Genomic DNA, 22,224 nt, shown 5'->3' with positions numbered 1-22,224 from the left:
GGGGAAGTCAACATCGTGCCGACGACTTCCCCTGATTTTTTTACAGCACCTGGACGATGGCGCGGGTAACGGTGTCCAGGTTGCCGTTGTTCAGCGCGGCGACGCAGATGCGGCCGGTGCCGACGGCGTAGATGCCGAACTCGTTCTTCAGACGCTCGACCTGCTCGGCGGTCAGGCCGGAGTAGGAGAACATGCCGCGCTGCTCGGCGACGAAGCTGAAGTCGCGCTTGGCGCCCAGGGCGGCCAGCTGCTCGACCATGGCGACGCGCATGGCGCGGATGCGGGTGCGCATTTCGCCCAGCTCTTCTTCCCAGACCGCACGCAGTTCCGGGCTGTTCAGCACGGCGGCGACAACACTGGCGCCGTGGGTCGGCGGGTTGGAGTAGTTGGTGCGGATCACGCGCTTGACCTGGGACAGGACGCGGGTGGACTCCTCGCGGCTGTCGGTCACGACCGACAGGGCGCCAACACGCTCGCCGTACAGCGAGAACGACTTGGAGAAGGAGCTGGACACGAAGAAGTTCAGGCCCGACTTGGCGAACAGGCGCACAGCGGAAGCATCTTCGTCGATGCCGTCACCGAAGCCCTGGTAGGCGATGTCGAGGAACGGCACGTGGCCCTTGGCCTTGAGTACGTCCAGGACCTGCTTCCAGTCATCCATGGTCAGGTCGACGCCAGTCGGGTTGTGGCAGCAGGCATGCAGCACAACGATGGACTGCGAGGGCAGGGCGTTGAGGTCTTCCAGCAGGCCGGCACGGTTCACGCCGTTGGTGGCGGCGTCGTAATAGCGGTAGTTCTGCACCGGGAAGCCGGCGGCTTCGAACAGCGCGCGGTGGTTTTCCCAGCTCGGGTCGCTGATGGCGACGGTGGCGTTGGGCAGCAGGCGCTTGAGGAAGTCGGCACCGGTCTTCAGCGCGCCGGTACCGCCGACGGCCTGGGTGGTGACCACACGGCCTTCGGCCAGCAGCTCGGAATCAGCGCCGAACAGCAGCTTCTGCACGCCCGAATCGTAGGCGGCGATGCCTTCGATCGGCAGGTAGCCGCGCGGAGCGTGGGCCTCGATGCGGGCTTTCTCCGCAGCCTGCACGGCGCGCAGCAACGGGAGACGGCCTTCCTCGTTGTAGTAAACGCCTACGCCCAGGTTGATCTTGCCCGGACGGGAATCGGCGTTGAAAGCTTCGTTCAGGCCCAGGATCGGGTCACGGGGGGCCATTTCGACAGCGGAGAACAGACTCATTTTGGCAGCAGCTCTAAGGCGGGAGTGAAGTGCAATTGCAACCCACCCGCACACGGCGCTGGGGGTTGCGTCGACGGGCCGGTATTATATAGGCCTCTACAGCAGGCGGCGAGTTGTCGCGCGTGCTTTTCGACTGGTATGACGCTTTGGCGACCGAAGCGTCACACGCCAAAGCGAGGTTCCCATGTCGATTTTTCAGCTGGATTCGCGATTCGAGCCCGCCGGTGACCAGCCCGAAGCCATCCGACAGATGGTGGAAGGGCTGGAAGCGGGGCTGTCGCACCAGACGCTGTTGGGGGTGACCGGCTCGGGCAAGACCTTCAGCATCGCCAACGTCATTTCCCAGGTGCAGCGCCCGACCATGGTGCTGGCGCCGAACAAGACGCTGGCCGCGCAGCTCTACGGCGAGTTCAAGACCTTCTTCCCGAACAACGCCGTCGAGTACTTCGTCTCCTACTACGACTACTACCAGCCCGAGGCCTACGTACCGTCCTCGGACACCTATATCGAGAAGGATTCCTCGATCAACGACCACATCGAGCAGATGCGGCTGTCGGCGACCAAGGCGCTGCTGGAGCGCAAGGACGCCATCATCGTCTGCACCGTGTCGTCGATCTACGGCCTCGGTGACCCGGCGTCCTACCTGAAGATGGTTCTGCACCTGGACCGTGGCGACAAGATGGATCAGCGCGAGCTGCTGCGCCGCCTGACCAGCCTGCAGTACACCCGCAATGACATGGATTTCGCCCGAGCGACCTTCCGTGTGCGCGGCGATGTCATCGATGTCTTCCCGGCGGAATCGGACCTGGAGGCTATCCGCATCGAGTTGTTCGACGACGAAGTGGAGAACATCGCTGCTTTCGATCCCCTGACCGGCGAGGTGCTGACCAAACTGCCGCGCTTCACCTTCTATCCCAAGAGCCACTACGTCACCCCGCGGGAGACGCTGCTCGAGGCGGTGGAGCACATCAAGGCCGAGCTCAAGCAGCGCCTGGATTACCTGCGCACCAACAACAAGCTGGTCGAAGCCCAGCGCCTGGAACAGCGCACTCGCTTCGACCTGGAGATGATCCTCGAACTGGGCTACTGCAACGGCATCGAGAACTACTCGCGCTACCTCTCCGGGCGCGGTCCCGGCGAGCCGCCACCGACGCTCTACGACTACCTGCCGGACAACGCCCTGCTGGTGATCGACGAATCCCATGTCAGCGTTCCCCAGGTCGGCGCCATGTACAAGGGCGACCGTTCACGCAAGGAAACCCTGGTGGAGTACGGCTTCCGCCTGCCCTCGGCGCTGGACAACCGCCCGCTGCGCTTCGAGGAGTGGGAGTCGATCAGCCCGCAGACCATCTTCGTCTCTGCGACGCCCGGCCCCTATGAAGACCAGCACGCCGGCCGCGTGGTCGAGCAGGTAGTGCGTCCCACTGGCCTGGTCGACCCGGAAGTGGAAATCCGACCGGCGACTACTCAGGTCGACGACCTGCTTTCGGAAATCGGCAAGCGCGTGGCGATGGACCAGCGCGTACTGGTCACCACTCTGACCAAGCGCATGGCCGAGGACCTTACCGACTACCTGGGCGACCACGATGTGCGGGTGCGCTATCTGCACTCGGATATCGACACCGTGGAGCGGGTGGAAATCATCCGTGACCTGCGCCTGGGCAAGTTCGACGTGCTGGTGGGCATCAACCTGCTGCGTGAGGGGCTGGATATGCCCGAGGTGGCATTGGTGGCGATCCTCGATGCGGACAAGGAAGGCTTCCTGCGTTCCGAGCGCTCGCTGATCCAGACCATCGGCCGCGCCGCGCGGAACCTGCACGGCAAGGCGATCCTCTATGCCGACAACATGACCGGCTCGATGCAGCGGGCGATCAACGAGACCGAGCGCCGCCGCACCAAGCAACTGGAGTTCAACGCCAAGCACGGCATCGTGCCCAAGGGCGTGAAGAAGGACATCAAGGACATCCTCGAGGGCGCTGTGGTGCCGGGCGCCAAGGGTAAGCGACGCAGCCTGGCGAAAGTGGCGGAGGAGAGCGGGAAGTACGAAAACGAGCTGCGTACGCCCGACGAGATCGGCAAGCGCATCAAGCAGCTGGAAGAGCGCATGTACCAGCTGGCCCGCGATCTGGAGTTCGAGGCCGCGGCCGGGGTGCGCGACGAGATCGGCAAGTTGCGCGACCGCATGGTGTCGATGGGGTAAGAGGAGGGCGGGGCGCTCAGTGCGCCCCGGCTCCTGCGCCAGCCCCCATGCCCGCCGGTAGCGGGCGAGTCAGCAACACTGCCACCATGCTGATTGCCAGCACGATGCCAATGGCGTGGAAGGCATCGTTGTAGGCCATGATCGCCGCCTGCTGGTGGACGATCTCGCTGATCTTGCCCAGCGCCGCCTGCTGGGTGCCCAGCTGAGAGGTCAGTTGCGCCAGTCGCTCGTCCACCGCGCCATTCACCGGCACTACCGCTTCGCGCAGGTAGTCGTAATAAACCTTGGCACGGCTATCCAGCAGGGTCGCCAGCAGGGCGATGCCAATGGCGCCGCCGAGGTTGCGCAGGATGTTGAACAGGCTGGAAGCCGAGCCCGCGTCCTGCGGCTGCAGGTAGACGGTGGCGATCAGCGAGATGGTGACCATCACCATCGGCTGGCCGAGGGCACGCAACAGCTGGATCTGGTTGAACTGCGGGCCGGCGAAATCCGGGTTGAGCACGCCGGAAAAGAAGCTCGCCATGCCGAACAGCCCGAAGCCTATAGCGCAGAGCAGGCGCGGCTCGATGATCTTCATCAGCTTGGGAATCAGCGGGATGAGGAATAGCTGCGGCACGCCCATCCACATGATCACCTCGCCGATCTGCATGGCGTTGTAGCCCTGGATCTGCGCGAGATACAGCGGTAGCACGTAGATCGAACCGTACAGCCCCATTCCCAGGCCGATGCTGGAAATGCTCGACAGCCCGAAGTTGCGGTTGCGCAGGATCCCCAGGTTGATCAGCGGGTTCGGTCGTGAGGTCTGCAGGATCACGAAGAGGATCAGGCTGACCAGGGCGATGCTGCCCAGGCTGACGATCAGGTTCGACTCTAGCCAGTCCTTGCGGTGGCCTTCCTCGAGGAACACCTGCAGGCAGCCCAGGCCGATGGCCATGGTGACGATGCCGGCGTAGTCGGTGCTTTTCAGCAGCTCCCAGTGAGCTTCCTTCTTCTCCAGGCCGTAGAGCAGGCCGGCGATCATCAGCAGGCCCGGCGGAATGTTGATATAGAAGATGTATTCCCAGCCGAAGTTTTCCGTCAGCCAGCCGCCAAGGGTCGGGCCGATGGAGGGCGCGAAGGTGGCGGTGATGGCGAACAGCGCCATGCCCTTGGGGCGGTGGTGCTCCGGCAGCTTGATCAGCGCCAGGGTGAAGGCCAGGGGGATCAGCGCGCCGCCGGTGAAGCCCTGCATGGCGCGGAACACGATCATGCTCTCCAGGTTCCAGGCGAACGAGCAGAGCAGCGAAGAGAACAGGAAGCCGACGGAGATCATCCACGCCAGCCGGCGCGCCGAGAGCAGCTGCACCAGCCAGGCGGTGAGCGGGATCATGATGATCTCGGCCACGAGATAAGAGGTGGAAATCCACGAACCTTCTTCCAGGGTGGCGGCCAGCGCGCCCTGGATGTCTTTCAGCGAAGAGTTGGTGATCTGGATGTCGAGCACCGCCATGAACGCGCCGAGCATGGCGCTGAACACGGCGATCCAGTCGCGGCGGGTCGGTTCGCCGACCGGCCGGATCAGTTGATCACCGGCCACGCAGCTCGACCTCGGCCTCGACCGACATGCCCGGGCGGATCAGCCCTTGCAGCGGAGTGTCGGTGGCGAAGGTGATCTTGACCGGAATGCGCTGCACCACCTTGGTGAAGTTGCCGGTGGCGTTGTCCGGCGGCAGCAGGCTGAACTGCGCACCGGAGGCGGCGAAAAGACTCTGTACCTGGCCTTCGATGGGCTGGTCGGGGAAGGAGTCGAATACCAGTCGGACGGTCTGGCCGGGGCGCATCTTGCCGATCTGGGTTTCCTTGAAGTTGGCCTGGACCCAGATGCCGTCGTCCGGCACCAGCGATAGCAACTGGCTGCCGACCTGCACGTACTGGCCAACGCGGGCACCGCGCTGACCGACCAGGCCGCTGACGGGAGCATGGATTTCGGTACGAGCGAGGTTGATCTCGGCCTGGGTGATGTCGGCGCGGGCGCTTTCGATCTGCGCCTGCAGGCGCTGCACGTCGGTGCCCAGGGTTTCGCGCTGCACGCGCTGGGCCTGCAGGTCGGCCTGGGCCTTGGCCACTTGCGAGCGGGCGACGTTGGAGTCGGCGGCCAGGGTGGTCACGCGCTCTTCTGACACGTAACCGGGCTTGCGCAGCGCCTGAGCGCGACCGAGATCGACTTCGGTGCGGCCAAGGGTGGCCTGGCTGGCGTTCACGTCGGCCGCGCTGGCGGCGATCATGCTGGTCTGGCCCTTGAGCTTGCTGCGCGCCTGTTCCAGTTCCGCCTCGCGGGTAGCCAGGGTGGCCTTGGCGCGGTCCAGGGCGAGCTGGAAGTCGGCAGCCTCCAGTTTCACCAGCAACTGGCCTTTCTCGACGTGCTGGTTGTCCTGCACCAGTACCTCGTCGACGCGGGCGCCGAGCTGGCTGGCGATGCGGGTGATTTCACCCTGCACGTAGGCGTTGTCGGTGCTCTCGACGAAGCGGCCGATGAAGTACCAGCGCGCCAGGAAGGCGAGGGCGACCACCACGAGGATGACGAAGAACACGGACAGGCGGCGTTTCAATTGTGCGGGCATAGGTAAACGAGCGTTTGGTTGGCCAAAAAATGTTTGCCAATGTAACAGTGTTCCGTGGCGGCACGTAGCCGCTACACTTCGGAAACTTTGTTGCTTATAGGGAACAATCATGGGGCTGGATGATGCGCTGATCTTCACTCGCGTCGTGGAACTGCACAGCTTCACCCAGGCGGCGCAGAGCCTGGGGATGCAGAAATCCACGGTGAGCCGGCGTATCGCGCTGCTCGAAGAGCGCCTGGGCGTGCGTCTGATCAACCGCACCACGCGCAAGCTGAGGCTCACCGAAGTGGGCCAGGCCTACTACGACCGCTGCCGGCAGATCATGCATGACTTCGCCGAGGCGGAGCAGGCGGTGATGCAGTTGCAGCAGGCGCCTTCGGGATTGTTGCGGATCAGCGCGCCCATCGAGTTCGGCCAGATGTACCTGGCCAAGGTGGTGGGCGACTTCATGAACCTTTATCCACAGATCACCGCCGAGGTCGAGCTCACTTCGCGTACCGTCGATCCGCTGGAGGAGGGTGTGGACATCGTCATCATGGTCGGCCAGCCGGAGGATTCGACCCTGATCGCCCGGCGCATGCTGACCACCAGCCGCTGCCTGTGCGCCAGTCCCGATTACCTGAAGTTGCATGGCCGCCCGGAAACCGTGGAAGAGCTGGCCGGCCACCGCGCCGTGCTGCTGCAGGCCGACTCCCAGCGCTACTGGCCGTTGCGGGGGGAAACCGTGCCGTGCCACCGGGTGCTGTCGTGCAACAACATCACTTTCGCCCGCGAGGCCGTGCTGGCCGGAGTGGGAATTGCTTCGCTACCGGAGCTGATCGTCGACGAACAGTTGGCCAGCGGAAGCCTGGTGCGCGTGTTGCCGCAGGTTCAGCTGCCGGTGGGCGAGCTGTACGCTGTTTACCCGTCGCGGCGCTTCCAGGCAATGAAGGTAAAGGCTTTCCTCGACTTCATGATCAATAACCTGCCCCTTGATCCCGGTCGTTGGCTGGAGCCGAAGGTGGCCCGCCTGATACCATCGCACCCATGAGCGCGCGCGCCGTCGCGCGCTGTCCGCCTCACACGAAGAATTGCTGCACACGAGAGCCTTCATGACCACAGTCCGCACCCGTATCGCGCCGTCTCCCACCGGCGACCCGCACGTCGGCACCGCGTATATCGCGCTGTTCAACCTCTGCTTCGCCCGCCAGCACGGCGGTCAGTTCATTCTGCGCATCGAGGACACCGATCAGGTGCGCTCGACCCGCGAATCGGAACAGCAGATCTTCGACGCGCTGCGCTGGCTGGGTATCGAGTGGGACGAAGGCCCGGACGTCGGGGGACCGCACGGCCCGTACCGGCAGAGCGAGCGTGGCGCCATCTATAAGCAGTACAGCGACGAACTGGTCGAGAAAGGCCACGCCTTCCCCTGTTTCTGCTCCTCCGAGCGCCTCGACGCGCTGCGCGCCGAACAGCAGGCGCGCAAGGAAACCCCGCGCTACGACGGCCACTGCATGCACCTTGCGAAAGAGGAGTCGGCCAAGCGCATCGCCGCCGGCGAATCCCACGTGGTGCGCATGAAGGTGCCGACCGAGGGCGTCTGCGTGGTGCCGGACATGCTCCGTGGCGACGTGGAAATCCCGTGGGACCGCATGGACATGCAGGTGCTGATGAAGGCCGACGGCCTGCCCACCTACTTCCTCGCCAACGTGGTCGATGACCACCTGATGGGCATCACCCACGTCCTGCGCGGCGAAGAGTGGCTGCCCTCGGCGCCCAAGCTGATCAAGCTGTACGAGTACTTCGGCTGGGAACAGCCGGTGCTCTGCTACATGCCGCTGCTGCGCAACCCGGACAAGAGCAAGCTGTCCAAGCGCAAGAACCCCACCTCCATCACCTTCTACGAGCGCATGGGCCTGCTGCCCCAGGCGCTGCTGAACTACCTGGGCCGCATGGGCTGGTCCATGCCCGACGAGCGCGAGAAGTTCAGCCTGGCGGAGATGATCGAACACTTCGACCTGTCCCGCGTGTCGCTGGGCGGCCCGATCTTCGACATCGAGAAGCTCTCCTGGCTGAACGGCCAGTGGATTCGCGAGCTGTCGGTGGAGGACTTTGCGAAAGAAGTGCAGAAGTGGGCGCTCAACCCCGAGTACCTGATGAAGATCGCCCCGCACGTACAAGGCCGCGTGGAGAACTTCAGCCAGATCGCCCCGCTGGCCGGCTTCTTCTTCAGCGGTGGCGTGCAACTGGACGCCAAGCTGTTCGAGCACAAGAAGCTCGACGCCACCCAGGTGCGCCAGGTCCTGCAGCTGGTGCTGTGGAAGCTCGAAGCGCTGCGCCAATGGGAAAAGGACCGCATTACCGCGACCATCCAGGCCGTGGCCGAGCACCTCGGCCTCAAGCTGCGTGACGTGATGCCGCTGATGTTCCCGGCTATCACCGGCCAGGCCAGTTCGGTGTCGGTGCTCGACGCCATGGAGATCCTCGGCGCCGATCTCTCGCGCTATCGCCTGCGCCAGGCCCTGGAGTTGCTGGGCGGTGCGTCGAAGAAAGAAGCCAAGGAGTGGGAAAAGATTCGCGACGCCATCGGCTCCTGAGTCCTTTCCTGTACTGAAAAAGGCCGGGCGCTGCGAAGCGTCTGGCCTTTTTCATGCTGGCGCCGGTGATTGCGGATGAGCCGGAGGAGGGCAGGCGAGCCGCGGATTTCGCCGGGCGGAAACCGGGGCGGTCACATAAGTGATTGTTCTTTGGGAGAAAAAAATAAGAAATCTGAAAAAATGTTGTTGACAGGGGTTCGCCTCACCCCTAAGATGCGCCCCGTTCCAGCGACGAACTGAACTGACAGAACGAAGCGGAACGGTAGATCCAGCGGTACTTTGGGGCTATAGCTCAGCTGGGAGAGCGCTTGCATGGCATGCAAGAGGTCGACGGTTCGATCCCGTCTAGCTCCACCAAATTACCAGTAAGCTTCGCTTGTCCGAGTGGAGCTGAAATCGAAGGTTTTGCGTCCCCTTCGTCTAGTGGCCTAGGACACCGCCCTTTCACGGCGGTAACAGGGGTTCGAGTCCCCTAGGGGACGCCACTTATCCAGCGACGATGCGTTCGCATCGTCAGCCAGAGTCATCTGGGGCTATAGCTCAGCTGGGAGAGCGCTTGCATGGCATGCAAGAGGTCGACGGTTCGATCCCGTCTAGCTCCACCAAATTCCCTTACGGGATGAAGCCAGAATCCACCATCGGGTGGGTTTCTTCGAAGGATATGTCCCCTTCGTCTAGTGGCCTAGGACACCGCCCTTTCACGGCGGTAACAGGGGTTCGAGTCCCCTAGGGGACGCCATTTTTATCGCTCTGCGATGCCTATAGGGCCACTGAGACTTTCAGTGGCCCTTTTGTTTTTTCTCCCTTCAGAAAATTTTCCTCCGACCAGCGGTCGCGCTTTCTGCTTGCCGATTTTTATTATGATAATAATATTCTATCCATAATATTTGTCCGAGCGAGAGCCAGCCATGAGCGACAAGAAAGCCCAGACCCGCGAACGCATCCTTTCCGCCGCCACCAGCGCATTGCTCCAGCACGGGCCGGTCGGCCCCAGTGTGGGCGAGGTGATGTCGGCTGCGGGGCTGACGGTGGGCGGCTTCTATTCGCACTTCGAGAGCAAGGACGCGTTGATGCTGGAGGCCTTCCGCGACTTGCTCGCCAAGCGCCGCGAGGGTCTCAAGCGTTTCGATGCGCAATTGAGCTTCGCCGAGCGTCGTGCACTGACGGCGCAGTACTACCTGTCGCGCAAGCACCGCGATACCGAGGAGGAGGGCTGCCCGATCCCCAGTTCACTGAACGAGATCGCCGATCTGCCGGAAGCTTTCCGCCAGACCCTGGAGGAGCACGTGGAGTTGATGGTCGCGGCGCTGGCCGGCCGCCCCGAGGAAATCGACACCGTGCTAAGCGACATGGCCCTGATGATTGGCGGATTGGCGCTGGCTCGTGCCCTGGGCACCGGCGACCTGTCCGATCGTGTCCTGCGTGCCGCGAAGAAAGCGGTGATCTGAGGAGGTACGGCAAATGAACAGTCTGAGCTGGGTTCGAGGAATCAATGCCACCCTGGGCCGCGTCGCGCCGGCATGGGCGGCGCAGCGCATGCGTCAGCTGTTCGTGACGCCCAACGAATATGCCCCGCGTGACTGGGAACTGCCGCTGCTGGCCAGTTCCGAGCGGGTGACCTTGCGCTTCGGACTGTCTGCTTTGCGCTGGGGTGAAGGGCCGGTCGTGCTGCTGATGCATGGCTGGGAAGGGCGGCCTACGCAGTTCGCCACGCTGATCGAGAAGCTGGTTGGCGCTGGCTACGGAGTGATTGCCCTCGACGGGCCGGGGCACGGTCGCTCGCCCGGCCAGGAAGCGGACATAGTCCTGTTCGCCCGCGCCCTGCTGGAGGCTGCCGCGGAACTTCCACCGCTGCGTGCCGTGATCGGTCATTCCATGGGCGGCGCCAGCGCACTGCTGGCGACTCAGATGGGCCTGCGCACCGAAACGCTGGTCACCATCGGTGCGCCGAGCAATGTCCTGGGAGTCCTGCGCGGCTTCTCCAGGATGGTCGGCCTGGCACCGCTGGCACGCTCGCGCTTCATCCGCATGATCGAGGCGCGCGCGGGTATTGCGGCCAAGCAACTGGACGTCGCGCGTTATGAACTGGACTTCCCCGGCCTGGTGGTACACGCCGAGGACGACCGGTACGTGCGGGTCGGCGAGGCCACGGCCATCCACGAGGCCTGGCCGCGCAGTCGGCTGCTGCGCCTGAAGGATGGCGGGCACCACCGCGTACTGGCGGATGCAGTGGTCATCGAAGCCATTCTGGAGTTGCTGGAAGAGGTCGAGATGCCTTTACCCCTGGCGCTGGCTTCCTGAGCCATTCACCAGCCTGATAACGGCGGCTAAAGGCCGTCGTTATCGTTGCATGATGGCCGGTTGCGGGTCGTCAGGCCCGGCGCGCTGGCGTAGACTTTCGGGCATTTCCGGCCGCCCCGGCCTGGGCGCGAGGTCTTGCGCACGCGGGTGGCCGATTGGGGGAATGCATGAATCTGTCGCTGGACTGGGTGCTGCAGAAGGCGCGCCCGGTCATGCCGGTATTGGTGATCGATGACGTGGCGCTGGCTGGTGAGCTGGCCCGCGCCCTGTACGACGGTGGTGTGCGGGTGCTGGAAGTGACCCTGCGCACGCCGCAGGCGCTGGAAGCAGTGGCTGAGATCCGCCGTGAGCTGCCGGACATGATCGTCGGCGCCGGTACGCTGATTCACACCGAGCAGTTCCAGGAAGCCCGCGATGCCGGCGCGCAGTTCGCCGTCAGCCCCGGCTGCACGCCGCGCCTGGTGGCCGCCGCCGACGATGCGAAACTGCCGTTCCTGCCGGGGGTGATGACGCCTTCCGAGGTGCTGGTGGCGCTGGAGTACGGTTACCGCTCGCTGAAACTCTTCCCGGCCGACGGCAATGCGGCGATCAAGATGCTCAAGAGCCTGAAGGCTCCTTTCGCCGGCATTCGCTTCTGCCCGACCGGCGGCATCACCCAGGAAAACCTGCTCAACGTGCTGCGCCTGCCCAATGTCGCCTGCGTCGGCGGCACCTGGATCGCGCCGCCCAGCCTGGTCCGCGCCCGCGCCTGGGACCAGATCACCCAACTGGCCGCCGAAGCGATCGCGCTGGCCGCAAGCCTGGAGCACGCTTCATGAGTTGGCAGTTGCCCGATCCGTTCGTCATCGACATCGAGGTCAAGTCCGAGGACATCGACGGCCTCGGCCATGCCAACAACGCCGTCTACGTCAGCTGGCTGGAACGCTGCGCCTGGCGCCACTCCCAGAGCCTGGGGCTGGACCTGGCCGAGTACCGCCGGCTGGATCGCGCCATGGCCGTGGTGCGCCATGAAGTGGATTACCTGGCGGCCGCCTATGAAGGCGAGCAGCTGCAACTGGCGACATGGATCGTCCAGTCCGACCAGCGCCTGAAAATGACCCGTCACTTCCAGCTGGTGCGCCCGGCGGACGCCTTGACTCTGCTGCGCGCACAGACCACCTTCGTCTGCATCGAGCTGTCCAGTGGCAAGCCCAAGCGCATGCCGGTGGAGTTCACCGAAGGCTATGGCCGCGCGCTGCTCGCCCCGGAAACCGTGGCCGCCGACGCGTGATCCATCGTGCCGCGCTTTTCCCTGCGCGGCGCATTCCCTACAATCCGCGGCCTTCGCCATAGCCCGAGATTCCCCCGTGCAGATCGCCCTGGCCCCGATGGAGGGGCTGGTAGATGACATCCTGCGCGATGTGCTGACCCGCGTCGGCGGCATCGACTGGTGCGTCACCGAATTCATCCGCATCAACGACCGGCTGTTGCCGCCGTCGTCGTTCCTGGCGCTCGCTCCGGAACTGGCGCATGGCAGCCGTACCCGCGCCGGCGTGCCGATGCGCGTACAGCTGCTCGGCTCCGACCCGCAACTGCTGGCGGAAAATGCCGTGCAGGCCTGCGAGCTGGGTGCTCCGGTCATCGACCTGAACTTCGGCTGCCCGGCCAAGACGGTGAACCGCTCCCGTGGCGGCGCGGTTTTGTTGAAAGAACCCGAGCTGATGTTCAGCATCATCGAGGCGGTGCGCCGCGCAGTGCCGGCCCACATTCCGGTGACCTCGAAGATGCGCCTGGGCTACGACAGCCCGGACGGCGCCATCGACTGCGCACGCGCCCTGGCCGACGCCGGCTCCGCCCATGTGGTGGTGCACGCGCGGACCAAGGCTGACGGCTACAAGCCGCCGGCACATTGGGAGTGGGTGGCGAAAGTGGCCGATGCGGTGAAAGTGCCGGTGTTCGCCAACGGCGAAGTCTGGACGCTGGAGGATTACCACCGCTGCCGCTCCATCAGCGGCGTGGCGGACATCATGCTCGGCCGTGGACTGGTTTCCCGCCCGGACCTCGCCCGGCAGATCGCCGCGTGGCGCGATGGCCGCGAAGTGGTGCCGATGCCCTGGTCGGAAGTGCGCGTGCTGCTCGACGACTTCTGGCGCCAGGCCCGGCGCAAGCTGGCGCCGCGGTATGCACCGGGGCGCCTGAAGCAGTGGCTGGGGATGCTTACCCGCAGTTATCCCGAAGCCGTGGAGCTGTTCGCCCAGGTGCGTCGCGAGCACGACTGCGAAGTGCTGGATCGGATGCTGCAGGTCGAGATAGAAGCCGCTGCCTGACTCGAATTCGCTGGAAAAACGCTGAACCGCCCTCTCCCTAACCCTCTCCCTGAAGGGAGAGGGGACTGTCCAGCGCGCTTGGAGAGTCCGGTGCTTGCCGGCTAACTCCATTAAAGAGCCCTTGCGCCGAAGGGCTCCCTCTCCCTTCAGGGAGAGGGTGGGGGAGAGGGGCTCTTGGTTAGCGCGCGATCACGTTCGCGAGCAAGCTCGCTCCTACAAAAGCGTGCGCCACGATTCAGCGCCCGCCGCTGACGTCGACGAAACCGCCGGTGCTGTAGCTGGACTCGTCCGAGGCGAGGAACAGGATCGCCCGCGCCACTTCTTCCGCGTCGCCACCACGCCCCAGGGGGATCGCCGATTGCAGGCGCTCCACGCGCCCCGGTTCTCCGCCGCTGGCGTGAATATCCGTCCGGATCAGCCCCGGCCGCACGGCGTTCACGCGGATGCCCTCTGCCGCCACTTCCTTGGCCAGGCCGATGGTCAGGCTGTCCACCGCGCCCTTGGCGGCGGCGTAGTCGATGTACTCGTTGGGCGAGCCCAGGCGCGAGGCCATGGACGAGACGTTGACGATGCTTCCGCCTTTGCCGCCATGCTTTTGCGCCATGCGCTTCACCGCCTCGCGGCAGCAGAGGAAGGTGCCGGTGACGTTTACCGCGAACACCCGCTGCAGGCGCGCCACGTCCATGTCTTCCAGGCGCATCTGGCGCTCCAGGATGCCGGCGTTGTTCACCAGCACGTCGAGGCGGCCGAAGGCTTCGTCCACTTCACGGAACAGCCGCAGCACGTCTTCCTCGTTTGCCACGTCGGCGGCGAAGGCGCGTGCCGCGCCGCCCGCTGCCGTGATCTGCGCGACCAGCGCCTGCGCCGCTTGCTGCTCGCGGCGATAGTTGATCGCCACGGCGAAGCCGCGCTCGGCGGCCAGTAGTGCGGTGGCAGCGCCGATGCCGCGACTGGCACCGGTGATCAGCATGACCTTGTCCATGGACATTCTTCCTGTTGTGAAGAGGGCTTGAAATGCATTCGCGCAGCCCAATCTATGTTCGTGCGGGAGGCCGAAGACGGGTCCCGCACCGGAGTTCTGACCTCAGGCTCCAGATCATACCTTGCTGAAAATTTCAGGAGATTCGCATGAGCAACGTCCTTTCCCTCGCCCCGCTGTTCCGCCAGTCCGTCGGCTTCGATCGCTTCAACGATCTGTTCGAATCCGCCCTGCGCAGTGAAGGCGGCAGTTCCTACCCGCCCTACAACGTCGAGAAGCATGGTGACGACCAGTACCGCATCGTCATCGCCGCCGCCGGCCTGCAGGAGGAAGACCTGGAGCTGCAAGTGGAGCGCGGTGTGCTGACCGTCAACGGCGGCAAGCGCGAAAAGGCTTCCGAGAGCGTCACCTACCTGCACCAGGGCATCGCCCAGCGCGCCTTCAAGCTGTCGTTCCGCCTCGCCGACCATATCGAGGTCCAGGGCGCATCGCTGAAGAACGGCCTGCTCAGCGTCGAGCTGGTACGCATCATTCCGGAAGAAGCCAAGCCCAAGCGGATCGCCATCAACGGCCAGAACCCGGCCATCGAAGGCTAAGTGGCAGCCCGGCATCAGCCGGGCCTTAACCGCAAAGCAAAACGCCCGTCTCGCAGGAGACGGGCGTTTTCGTTGGTGCCTCGATCAGCTGCCGATCAGGCCTTCTGCTGGTCCGGCAGCGGCGCCGAGCGGTTGCGCCACCAGGCGACGACGATGGCTGCCATCAGCACGAAGCCCAGGTAACCCATGGCCGGATAGACCAGGCCCACCAGCTTGACGAAGCCGACCTGGCTGGCGATGAAGGCCAGCACCACCGCGACCACGGTCGCCACGCGGAAGGGCACGCCATAGGCGGCGCAGCGCGCGGCCAGGGTGTAGGCAAATCCGCTGGTGGTGCAGTACAGCTTCACCAGCAGCAGGGCCAGCATCACATCGCCGAACCAGGGCGCGATGTTGTTGCTCAGCAGCAGGGTGGGAATGGCGCTGCCGCCGATCACGTCGATCTGCACCAGCATCACCAGGGCCATGGCGAGGATCAGCACGCCCACGCCGATGCCGCCGAACACGCCGCCCATTGCCGCGGTGCGCAGATTGGCCACGCTGCCGCCCATCACCACCACGGCCGCTGCGGTGGCCGCGACGTTGTAGGAGACGTAGAGCAGCGCGCCGAGCAGCCAGTTGGGCGCCGGGTGCGGCACCGCCAGGGCGATCTGCTCCAGCTCCGCCAGCGGCTTCTGGATATGCGTCAGCGCGTAGATGGCGATGATGGCCACGATGACCATCAGCACCGGGGTGATCAGGCTCATCAGGGTGATCACCCGCTTCAGGCCCAGGCACACGGTGATGACGGTCAGCACGCCGAGGACCATGCCGCCAATGGAGTGGCCGATGCCCAGTTGCTGCTCGAAGGAGGAGTTGGCGCCGGCGAACATCACCACCATGGTGCCGAACAGGAAGAAAGTCAGCATCAGGTCGACGACGCGGCCCAGCGGCTTGCCACAGATGTACTCCATGGCTTCCTTGTGCGACTGGGTCTGCAGACGGCTGCCGATCTGGTAGAGGTTCATCAGCAGGAAGGCGAACAGCGCCAGCGCCACCAGCGCGCCGGCCAGGCCCATGATGCCGAAGCCGCCGAAGAACTGGAGGATCTCCTGGCCCGAGGCGAAGCCGACGCCCACCACCAGGCCGATGTAGGCCCCGCCGAGCTTGAGACTGGTTTTCATGATCGAGACTCTGTTGTTGTTATGGGGGCGGCCCCGCCCGCGGCGGGGCCGGAAAGGGTCACGCCTGGCCGACGTAGGCCTGGACTTCCACCTCGACGTCCACGCCCAGTGCCAGTGCCGAAGCCACGCAGGAACGCACCGGCAGGCCCTGTTCGAAGTAGCGCTTGTACACCTCGTTGAACCCGGCGAAGTGCGCCATATCGGACAGCCATACGGTGGTCTTCACCACTTGCGAGTAGTTCGCGCCGCAGGCTTCCAGGCTCTCGGCGATGCGGGTCATCACCGCTTCGGTCTGGGTCTGGATGTCGCCTTTCACTACCTGGCCGTCCGCGGTCATCGGGATCTGCCCGGACAGGAACAGGAAGCCGCCGGCCTTGACGGCGCGGGAGAAGGGGAAGGGCAGGGTGCTGGGGTAACGCTGGATATCGCTCATTCTAAGGTCTCCGGGGGAAATCAACGCAGGCGCGCCGGGCTCAGGCGCAGGGGATCGACGCCTTCCTGGCGCAGGGATTCGGGCAGCGGCTGGCCGAGCAGCAGCGATTGGGCCAGGCGCGACACGCCGTCGGCGGACTGGATGCCGTAGCCGCCCTGGGCGGCCAGCCAGAAGAACACCGGGTTCTGCGCGTCCTGGCCGATTACCAGGTCGCCGTCGGCGACGAAGGAGCGCAGGCCGGCCCAGCTGTGGTTCGGCCGGCGGATCGTCAGGGTGGTGTGTTCTTCGATGTGGTAAACGCCCAGGGCGATGTCGAGTTCTTCGGGCTGCACGTCCTGCGCTTCCACTGGGTCGGCATTGGCGGGGGAACCGAGCAACTGGCCGGCGTCCGGCTTGAAGTAAAAGCTTTCGTCGATGCCGATCACCGTCGGCCAGCGGCTGATGTCCAGGCCGTCGGGCACCGGGAAGGTGAAGGCGGTGCGGCGGCAGGGTTGCAGGCCCACCGGACGGATGCCGCAGCGCTGGGCCACATGATCGGCCCAGGCGCCGGCGGCGTTGACCAGTTGCGCGGCATGGACGGTTTCGCCCTGGCTGAGCTCGAGTGTCCACGCGCCATCGGCATAGTCAGCCGACAGCAACTCGAGGTTGCAGCGCAGTTCGCCGCCACGCTGGCGCAGCGCGCGCAGGTAGCCCTGGTGCAGGGCATGCACGTCGAGGTCGCGGGCGTCCGGCTCGTAGAGCGCGCCGATGATGGCGTCGGCACGCAGGACGGGGAGGAATTCCAGCGCCTGTTCGGTGCTGATGCGCTCGACGCCGGGCGTGCCTTCGGCCTGCTTGAGCAGCTCGAAGTGTTCCGGGCCGCCGACGTACAGGCAGCCGCGCGGAGTGAGGATCGGGTGCTCGCTGAAGCCGGCCGGCGGGTTCTCGTAGAAGGCCCGGCTGGCACGGGTCAGCGCCTGGATCTGTGGCGTGCCGTAGGCCTCCATGAACATGGCGGCGGAGCGCCCGGTGGAGTGGTAGCCGGGCTGCTCTTCGCGTTCCAGCACCAGCACCTTGTGGGTCTCGCTCAGGCGGTACGCAAGGGAGGCGCCGGCAATGCCGGCACCGATGATGACGAAATCGAAATGGCTCACTGCCAGGGCCTTCTGCAGATTTTCTCGTATGTGAGAAATCTAAGATATGAGAATTTTTGCGCGAAAGGCAAGGCCCGGTAAACTTTCGTCGGCCCCCTCACGAGATGTCCCATGAGCGAAACCGCCCAGGCACTACCCAAGCCCCAGCAACTGGATCGAGACGAAGTCGGTGCGCGCCTGCGGGCGGTTCGCAAGCAGCAGAAGCTGACCCTGAAACAGCTCTCCGACCTGTCTGGCGTGGCGGTTTCCACCCTGTCGAAGATGGAGCTGGCACAGGTCGCGGTGAGCTACGACAAGCTGGCCGCCGCCGCCCGCGCCCTGCAGGTGGATATCGCCCAATTGTTCCGCCCTTTGCCGCCCGTCGGCGGGCTGATGGGGCTGAAGACTTTCGTCAGGACCGGCATCGACGACGCTGCCGGCTACGACACCGGCGGCTACGAGTACTACCCCATCGCCGGCGATTTCCCGCAGCGCAGCATGACACCGCTGTACGCGCGCATCTTTGCCCGCGAGGTGGGTGAGTTCGATGATTACGTCCGCCACCCCGGCCAGGAGTTCGCCATGGTGGTGGCCGGTCGTGTGCGCATCCAGTTCGAGACGGGCGAGTCGGTGATCATCGGGACGCGCGAGACGGCTTATTTCGACAGCAGTGTCGGCCACCTCTACCTCAACGACGGCGAAGCCGACGAGGCGCAGGTTATGGTGGTGATGTCGGAGTTGCGGCCCGCGCAATAGGAGGCCTCAGGTCGCCTGCTGGGTATCGTTGCGGGGCAGCAGGGCGATGAAGTCCTCCAGCGGCACCGGTCGGCCGAACAGGTAGCCCTGGTACAGGTGGCAACCCTGTTCCGCCAGCAGTGCCAGCTGTTCCGGGGTTTCCACCCCTTCGGCCACCAGCTCCAGCCCGAGGCTGTGCCCCATGGCGATGATGGCGCGGACGATCTCTGCGTCGTTGCTGTCGTTGGGGGCGTCACGCACGAAGCTCTGGTCTATCTTCAGGCTGTCCACCGGCAGGCGCTTGAGGTAGGTCAGCGAGGAGTAGCCGGTGCCGAAGTCATCCATGGCGAACTGCACGCCGGCTTCGCGCAGGCGCTCCATGCGCGCGATGGTGTCGTCCAGTTGCTGGATCACGATGCCTTCGGTGATCTCCAGTTTCAGCAGGCTGGGCGGCAGCCGGGTCTTGTGCAGCAGGGCCAGCAGGCGTTCGACGAAATCGCTCTGGCGGAACTGCCGTGGGCTGATGTTCACGCTCAGGCTGAAACTGTCGATGTCGATGCGCCCCTCGGTGAGCAGGCGCGCTCCGGTTCGGCACGCTTCCTCGAGCACCCACTGGCCCACTTCGACGATCAGCCCGCTGTCCTCCAGCACACGGATGAAGCTGGCCGGCGATTGCGGGCCGCGAGTCGGGTGGCGCCAGCGCAGCAGCGCCTCGGCGCCGACGATGCGTGAATCGCGGGCGTCCACCTGCGGCTGGTAGTGCAGGTTGAACTCGCGGCGGGCGAGGGCCATGCGCAAGCCGTTCTCCAGGCGCAGGCGCTCGCTGGCGGCCTGCTGCATGGATTCGTGGAACAGCTGCACGGTGTTGCGTCCGGCGTCCTTGGCGCGGTACATGGCGATGTCCGCGCGCTTGAGCAGGTCGTCCGGGGTCGCGCCGTCGTCGGGGATCAGCGCGATGCCGATGCTCGGGGTGATTTGCAGCCGGTGGCCGTCCAGCAGCATCGGCTCGGCCAGCAGGTCGCGGAGTTTCTCCGCCAATTGGCGCACCTGCTGGGCAGTCTCCAGGCGGCTGCCTTCGATGCCGGTGATCAGTACAACGAACTCGTCGCCGCCCAGCCGCGCCACGGTGTCTTCCTGGCGCACGCTGGCTTCCAGGCGCGCGGTGACCATCTGCAGGATGGAGTCACCGACCGAGTGGCCGAGCGAGTCGTTGATGTGCTTGAAGTGATCGAGGTCGAGGAACAGCAGCGCGCCGCGCAGGCTGTGGCGTTGCAGCAGGGCGATCTGCTGCTTGAGGCGGTCCATCAGCAGGGCGCGGTTGGGCAGGTCGGTCAGGGCGTCGTGGTAGGCCAGGTGCTGGATGCGCGCCTCGGCCTCGCGTAGCTCGCTGGTATCGCGGGCGGTGAGCAGCAGGCAGTCCACGCCGCCCAGCTCGATCGGCTCCACCGACACGTCCACTGTCTTGATCGTGCCGTCGCGGTGGCGACCGCGCATTTCCAGGTGGTGGACGAAACCGTCGCGGTTCAGCGCGGCGATCATGTTCAGGCGCTCGTCCGGATCGGCCCAGATATTCATGCCCAGCGAGGTCTGCCCCAGGACCGCGTCCGGCGGGTAGCCGGTGAGGCGGTTGAAGCCTTCGTTGACCTCGATGTAGCGGCCGGTCTCACGCTCGGTGATGGTGATGGCGTCGGGGCTGGAGTGGAACGCCTTGGCGAACTTTTCCTGGCTGGCCTTGAGCGCGGCCTCGGCCTGCAGCCGCCGGGTGACGTCGCGGAAGCTGGAGAGGATGCACAGCTGGCGGTCGACCCAGATCAGCCGGCTGGCGACCATGCAGGTAAGGCTCTGGCCCTCGCGGGTGAGGAACTGCACCTCGATGTTCTGCAGCGAATGGTCGCGCATCAGTTGCTCGAACAATCGCGAACGCTGGTGGTGGTCGGCCCAGAAGGTGATCTGGTGGGACGAGCGGCCAATGATGTCCTCGGCGAGCCAGCCGAAGGTGCTGCAGAAGCTCGGGTTCACCTCGACGAACTCGCCGTCGCGCACGCGCGATACGCAGATCGGGTCCGGGCTGCCCTGGAACAGGCTGGCGAACTTTTCTTCCGAGGCCTCCAGGCTGCGTTCGCGCAGCACGCGCTCGGTGATGTCGAGCAGGGTGCCGGCCATGCGCAGTGGTTTGCCGTGGGTGTCGCGGTACAGGCGCGCGCGGCTTTCCAGATAGCGCACCTCGCCCGAGTCGAGCTGGGCGCGGTAGGTAAACTGGTAGTCGTTCTCCGGCCCGCGGGCGAGCCGGGCGTAGGCCTGGCGCATGCGCTGGCGGTCGGTCTTGTCGACGCAGGCGAAGAATTCGCCGAAGGGCCCGTGGAAATCCCGGTCAGGTAATTCGTGCAGCACGGCGGCGCGGGCCGAGCCGTAGAGCAGGCCGCTGGGGATGTGCCAGTCCCAGATACCCAGTTGCGCAGAGTCCAGCGCCAGGTCCAGACGCTCCTGGCTGTCGCGCAGGGCGCGTTCCTGGGCGCGCATGCGGGTGATGTCGCGGACGGTCAGCACCAGGCAGGGGCGGCCGTCCTGTTCGATCTGGCAGCCATAGACGCGGGCACTGCGGACTTCGCCGGTACGGGTGATGAGGGTGACGTCGAAGCCGTCGATCTGCCGCTCGGCGGTGATCTTGTCGAGCATCCGCTGGCGTTCGTCGAGGCTGTGCCAGAGGCCGAGTTCCACGGAGGTGTGGCCGAGGGCTTCTTCGCGGCTCCAGCCGAAGCGGTCGACGAAACTGGCATTGAGCTCGAGGAATTTTCCGCTGTCCCGGTCGGTGATGACCATGGCGTCGGGCGCGGTATGAAAGGCTTTGGCGAACTTGTCCTGTCCGTCGGAGGCGTGCGGGGGCGTGTGCGGATCGCGGCTCATGCGGCGCTCCCCCTGTGTCTGGCGGCGCCGGCCAAGTGGGGCCGGCTAACGCGAACTGATGTGCGGACGGGCATTCGGGCCCCTTCTTCTAGTTCTGTCAGAACAATAGAGGTTAGGCCGCGACAGGCGCAAGCCCGGCCGCCTGGGCGTCGAGCAGGCGCATGAAGGCCCGCGCGGCGTTGGACAGCGTGCGCTCGGTATGCAGGATGTAGCCCAACTGGCGGCTGAGCTGGATGTCCTGCAGCGGCAGGCGGACGACGCTGTCATCGAGCATGGTGCGCGGCAGGACGCTCCAGGCCAGGCCGATGGAGACCATCATCTTGATGGTCTCCATGTAGTTGGTGCTCATGCCGATGTTCGGCGTCAGGCCCTCGGCCTCGAACATGCGTCGCACGATGTGGTGGGTGAAGGTGTTGCCGCCGGGGAACACCGCCGGGTGCCGCGCCACGTCGGCGAGGAACACCGGGCCCTGCACCGACAGCGGGTGCTCGGGGGCGGCAACGAAGTCCAGCGGGTCGTCCCACACCGGCACGGCGCGTACCGGTTCGGCGGTCTCCGGAGCGAGGGTGATCACGGCCAGCTCGGCGCGGCCATGGAGAATTTCTTCGTAGGCCACTTCCGAGTCGCAGAACTGGATATCCAGCGCCACCTGCGGGTGGGCCTTGGTGAAGGCGCGCAGCAACGGCGGCAGTCGGTGCAGGCCGATGTGATGACTGGTAGCCAGGACCAGCCGACCGCTCACTTCGCCGTTCAGGTTGGTCAGGGCGCGACGGGTGTCGTCCAGCACACTGAGTATCTGGTAAGCGCGCGGCAGCAGGGCGCGGCCGGACTCGGTGAGGGTCACCTCGCGGCCGACGCGGTCGAACAGCCTTACTCCCAGCTGGTTCTCCAGGGCGGCGATGCGCTTGCTGACCGCTGGTTGGGTCAGGTGCAGGCGCTCGCCGGCTTCGGAGAAGCTGCCGGATTCGGCGATGGCGAGGAAGGTGTTGAGGCTGGTCAGGTCCATGTCGACTCCCTGCGCTCTGGAAGCGGCGCCCGACTTTTATAACGCACCGTATTCCTCGTGGGAATCCTTTGGATAA

The 22,224-nt window shown here is 65.2% G+C and carries 19 protein-coding genes and 4 tRNA genes; 14 read left to right on the top strand and 9 right to left on the bottom strand.

The genetic code is table 11. The features are described 5' to 3' along the window. Nucleotides 1-40: 40 nt before the first annotated feature. Nucleotides 41-1,237, bottom strand: a complete 1,197-nt coding sequence (locus IB275_RS21085; protein WP_192290923.1) for an amino acid aminotransferase — start codon at nt 1,235-1,237, stop codon at nt 41-43. 184 nt (nt 1,238-1,421) lie between these two features. Here IB275_RS21085 and uvrB point away from each other — a divergent pair, with 184 nt between their 5' ends. After that, entirely contained in the window at nt 1,422-3,437 is a 2,016-nt protein-coding gene (gene uvrB, locus IB275_RS21080; protein WP_192290921.1) for an excinuclease ABC subunit UvrB, read from the top strand. 16 nt (nt 3,438-3,453) lie between these two features. Here the strand turns inward: uvrB and IB275_RS21075 are convergent, their stop codons facing one another. Continuing rightward, a complete protein-coding gene (locus IB275_RS21075; protein ID WP_494514417.1) occupies nt 3,454-5,013 on the bottom strand; it encodes a DHA2 family efflux MFS transporter permease subunit in 1,560 nt (519 codons plus the stop codon). Next, nucleotides 5,003-6,037, bottom strand: a complete 1,035-nt coding sequence (locus tag IB275_RS21070; RefSeq protein WP_151187807.1) for an HlyD family secretion protein — start codon at nt 6,035-6,037, stop codon at nt 5,003-5,005. The genes IB275_RS21075 and IB275_RS21070 overlap by 11 nt, the downstream gene beginning before the upstream one ends. A gap of 109 nt (nt 6,038-6,146) precedes the next feature. Between IB275_RS21070 and IB275_RS21065 the strand changes: the two genes are divergently transcribed. The 11 genes from IB275_RS21065 to IB275_RS21015 all read left to right on the top strand — a co-directional run bounded on the left by IB275_RS21065 (nt 6,147) and on the right by IB275_RS21015 (nt 13,220). Further along, entirely contained in the window at nt 6,147-7,067 is a 921-nt protein-coding gene (locus tag IB275_RS21065) for a LysR family transcriptional regulator (RefSeq protein WP_192290919.1), read from the top strand. A 61-nt stretch (nt 7,068-7,128) separates the two neighbouring features. Beyond that, a complete protein-coding gene (gltX, locus tag IB275_RS21060) occupies nt 7,129-8,613 on the top strand; it encodes a glutamate--tRNA ligase (protein ID WP_081519348.1) in 1,485 nt (494 codons plus the stop codon). 281 nt (nt 8,614-8,894) lie between these two features. Then, a tRNA-Ala gene (locus tag IB275_RS21055) sits at nt 8,895-8,970 on the top strand. A 52-nt stretch (nt 8,971-9,022) separates the two neighbouring features. Continuing rightward, nucleotides 9,023-9,098 (top strand) — tRNA-Glu (locus tag IB275_RS21050). Between the two features lie 44 nt (nt 9,099-9,142). Next, a tRNA-Ala gene (locus IB275_RS21045) sits at nt 9,143-9,218 on the top strand. Between the two features lie 58 nt (nt 9,219-9,276). Next, nucleotides 9,277-9,352, top strand: a tRNA-Glu gene (locus tag IB275_RS21040). Nucleotides 9,353-9,521: 169 nt separating this feature from the next. Beyond that, the gene (locus tag IB275_RS21035) at nt 9,522-10,061 is read left to right on the top strand and encodes a TetR/AcrR family transcriptional regulator (RefSeq protein WP_192290917.1); all 540 of its coding nucleotides are present in this window, start codon (nt 9,522-9,524) and stop codon (nt 10,059-10,061) included. 13 nt (nt 10,062-10,074) lie between these two features. Beyond that, nucleotides 10,075-10,914: an alpha/beta fold hydrolase gene (locus IB275_RS21030; RefSeq protein ID WP_192290915.1), complete on the top strand. Its 840-nt coding sequence runs from the start codon at nt 10,075-10,077 to the stop codon at nt 10,912-10,914. A gap of 167 nt (nt 10,915-11,081) precedes the next feature. Next, nucleotides 11,082-11,732, top strand: coding sequence for a bifunctional 4-hydroxy-2-oxoglutarate aldolase/2-dehydro-3-deoxy-phosphogluconate aldolase (locus IB275_RS21025; RefSeq protein ID WP_192290913.1), 651 nt, complete (start codon nt 11,082-11,084; stop codon nt 11,730-11,732). Further along, a complete protein-coding gene (locus IB275_RS21020) occupies nt 11,729-12,184 on the top strand; it encodes an acyl-CoA thioesterase (protein ID WP_192290911.1) in 456 nt (151 codons plus the stop codon). Before IB275_RS21025 ends, IB275_RS21020 begins: the two co-directional genes overlap by 4 nt. Nucleotides 12,185-12,260: 76 nt before the next feature. Further along, complete coding sequence (locus IB275_RS21015) at nt 12,261-13,220, top strand: tRNA dihydrouridine synthase (protein ID WP_192290909.1); 960 nt, start codon at nt 12,261-12,263, stop codon at nt 13,218-13,220. 235 nt (nt 13,221-13,455) lie between these two features. On the opposite strand, the gene IB275_RS21010 is transcribed toward IB275_RS21015, so the two are convergent. After that, a complete protein-coding gene (locus IB275_RS21010) occupies nt 13,456-14,202 on the bottom strand; it encodes an SDR family oxidoreductase (RefSeq protein WP_192290907.1) in 747 nt (248 codons plus the stop codon). A gap of 146 nt (nt 14,203-14,348) precedes the next feature. Between IB275_RS21010 and IB275_RS21005 the strand changes: the two genes are divergently transcribed. After that, nucleotides 14,349-14,795 (top strand): Hsp20 family protein, encoded by a 447-nt coding sequence (locus IB275_RS21005; protein WP_192290906.1) that lies wholly within the window; start codon nt 14,349-14,351, stop codon nt 14,793-14,795. 95 nt (nt 14,796-14,890) lie between these two features. Here the strand turns inward: IB275_RS21005 and IB275_RS21000 are convergent, their stop codons facing one another. Genes IB275_RS21000 through IB275_RS20990 form a run of 3 tightly spaced genes read right to left on the bottom strand, consistent with a single transcriptional unit; the run spans nt 14,891 to nt 17,524 of the window. After that, entirely contained in the window at nt 14,891-15,958 is a 1,068-nt protein-coding gene (locus IB275_RS21000; RefSeq protein ID WP_192290904.1) for a YkvI family membrane protein, read from the bottom strand. Nucleotides 15,959-16,016: 58 nt separating this feature from the next. Next, nucleotides 16,017-16,391 carry a RidA family protein gene (locus tag IB275_RS20995; RefSeq protein WP_192290902.1) on the bottom strand — a complete coding sequence of 125 codons (375 nt, stop codon included), beginning with the start codon at nt 16,389-16,391 and terminating at the stop codon, nt 16,017-16,019. A gap of 20 nt (nt 16,392-16,411) precedes the next feature. Continuing rightward, on the bottom strand, nt 16,412-17,524 hold the full coding sequence (locus IB275_RS20990) for an NAD(P)/FAD-dependent oxidoreductase (RefSeq protein ID WP_192290900.1): 1,113 nt from the start codon (nt 17,522-17,524) through the stop codon (nt 16,412-16,414). Nucleotides 17,525-17,635: 111 nt separating this feature from the next. Here IB275_RS20990 and IB275_RS20985 point away from each other — a divergent pair, with 111 nt between their 5' ends. Beyond that, entirely contained in the window at nt 17,636-18,259 is a 624-nt protein-coding gene (locus IB275_RS20985) for a helix-turn-helix domain-containing protein (RefSeq protein WP_192290898.1), read from the top strand. Between the two features lie 6 nt (nt 18,260-18,265). On the opposite strand, the gene IB275_RS20980 is transcribed toward IB275_RS20985, so the two are convergent. Together IB275_RS20980 and IB275_RS20975 are read right to left on the bottom strand one after the other, a co-directional pair. Next, nucleotides 18,266-21,142 (bottom strand): sensor domain-containing protein, encoded by a 2,877-nt coding sequence (locus IB275_RS20980; RefSeq protein WP_192290896.1) that lies wholly within the window; start codon nt 21,140-21,142, stop codon nt 18,266-18,268. Nucleotides 21,143-21,254: 112 nt separating this feature from the next. Beyond that, nucleotides 21,255-22,148: a LysR family transcriptional regulator gene (locus IB275_RS20975; RefSeq protein ID WP_017520368.1), complete on the bottom strand. Its 894-nt coding sequence runs from the start codon at nt 22,146-22,148 to the stop codon at nt 21,255-21,257. Nucleotides 22,149-22,224: the final 76 nt, after the last annotated feature.

The sequence above is a fragment of the Pseudomonas sp. PDM21 genome (assembly GCF_014852505.2).
In the GTDB taxonomy this organism is placed as follows: Bacteria; Pseudomonadota; Gammaproteobacteria; order Pseudomonadales; family Pseudomonadaceae; genus Pseudomonas.
This window is presented reverse-complemented; position numbering and strand designations above follow the sequence as displayed.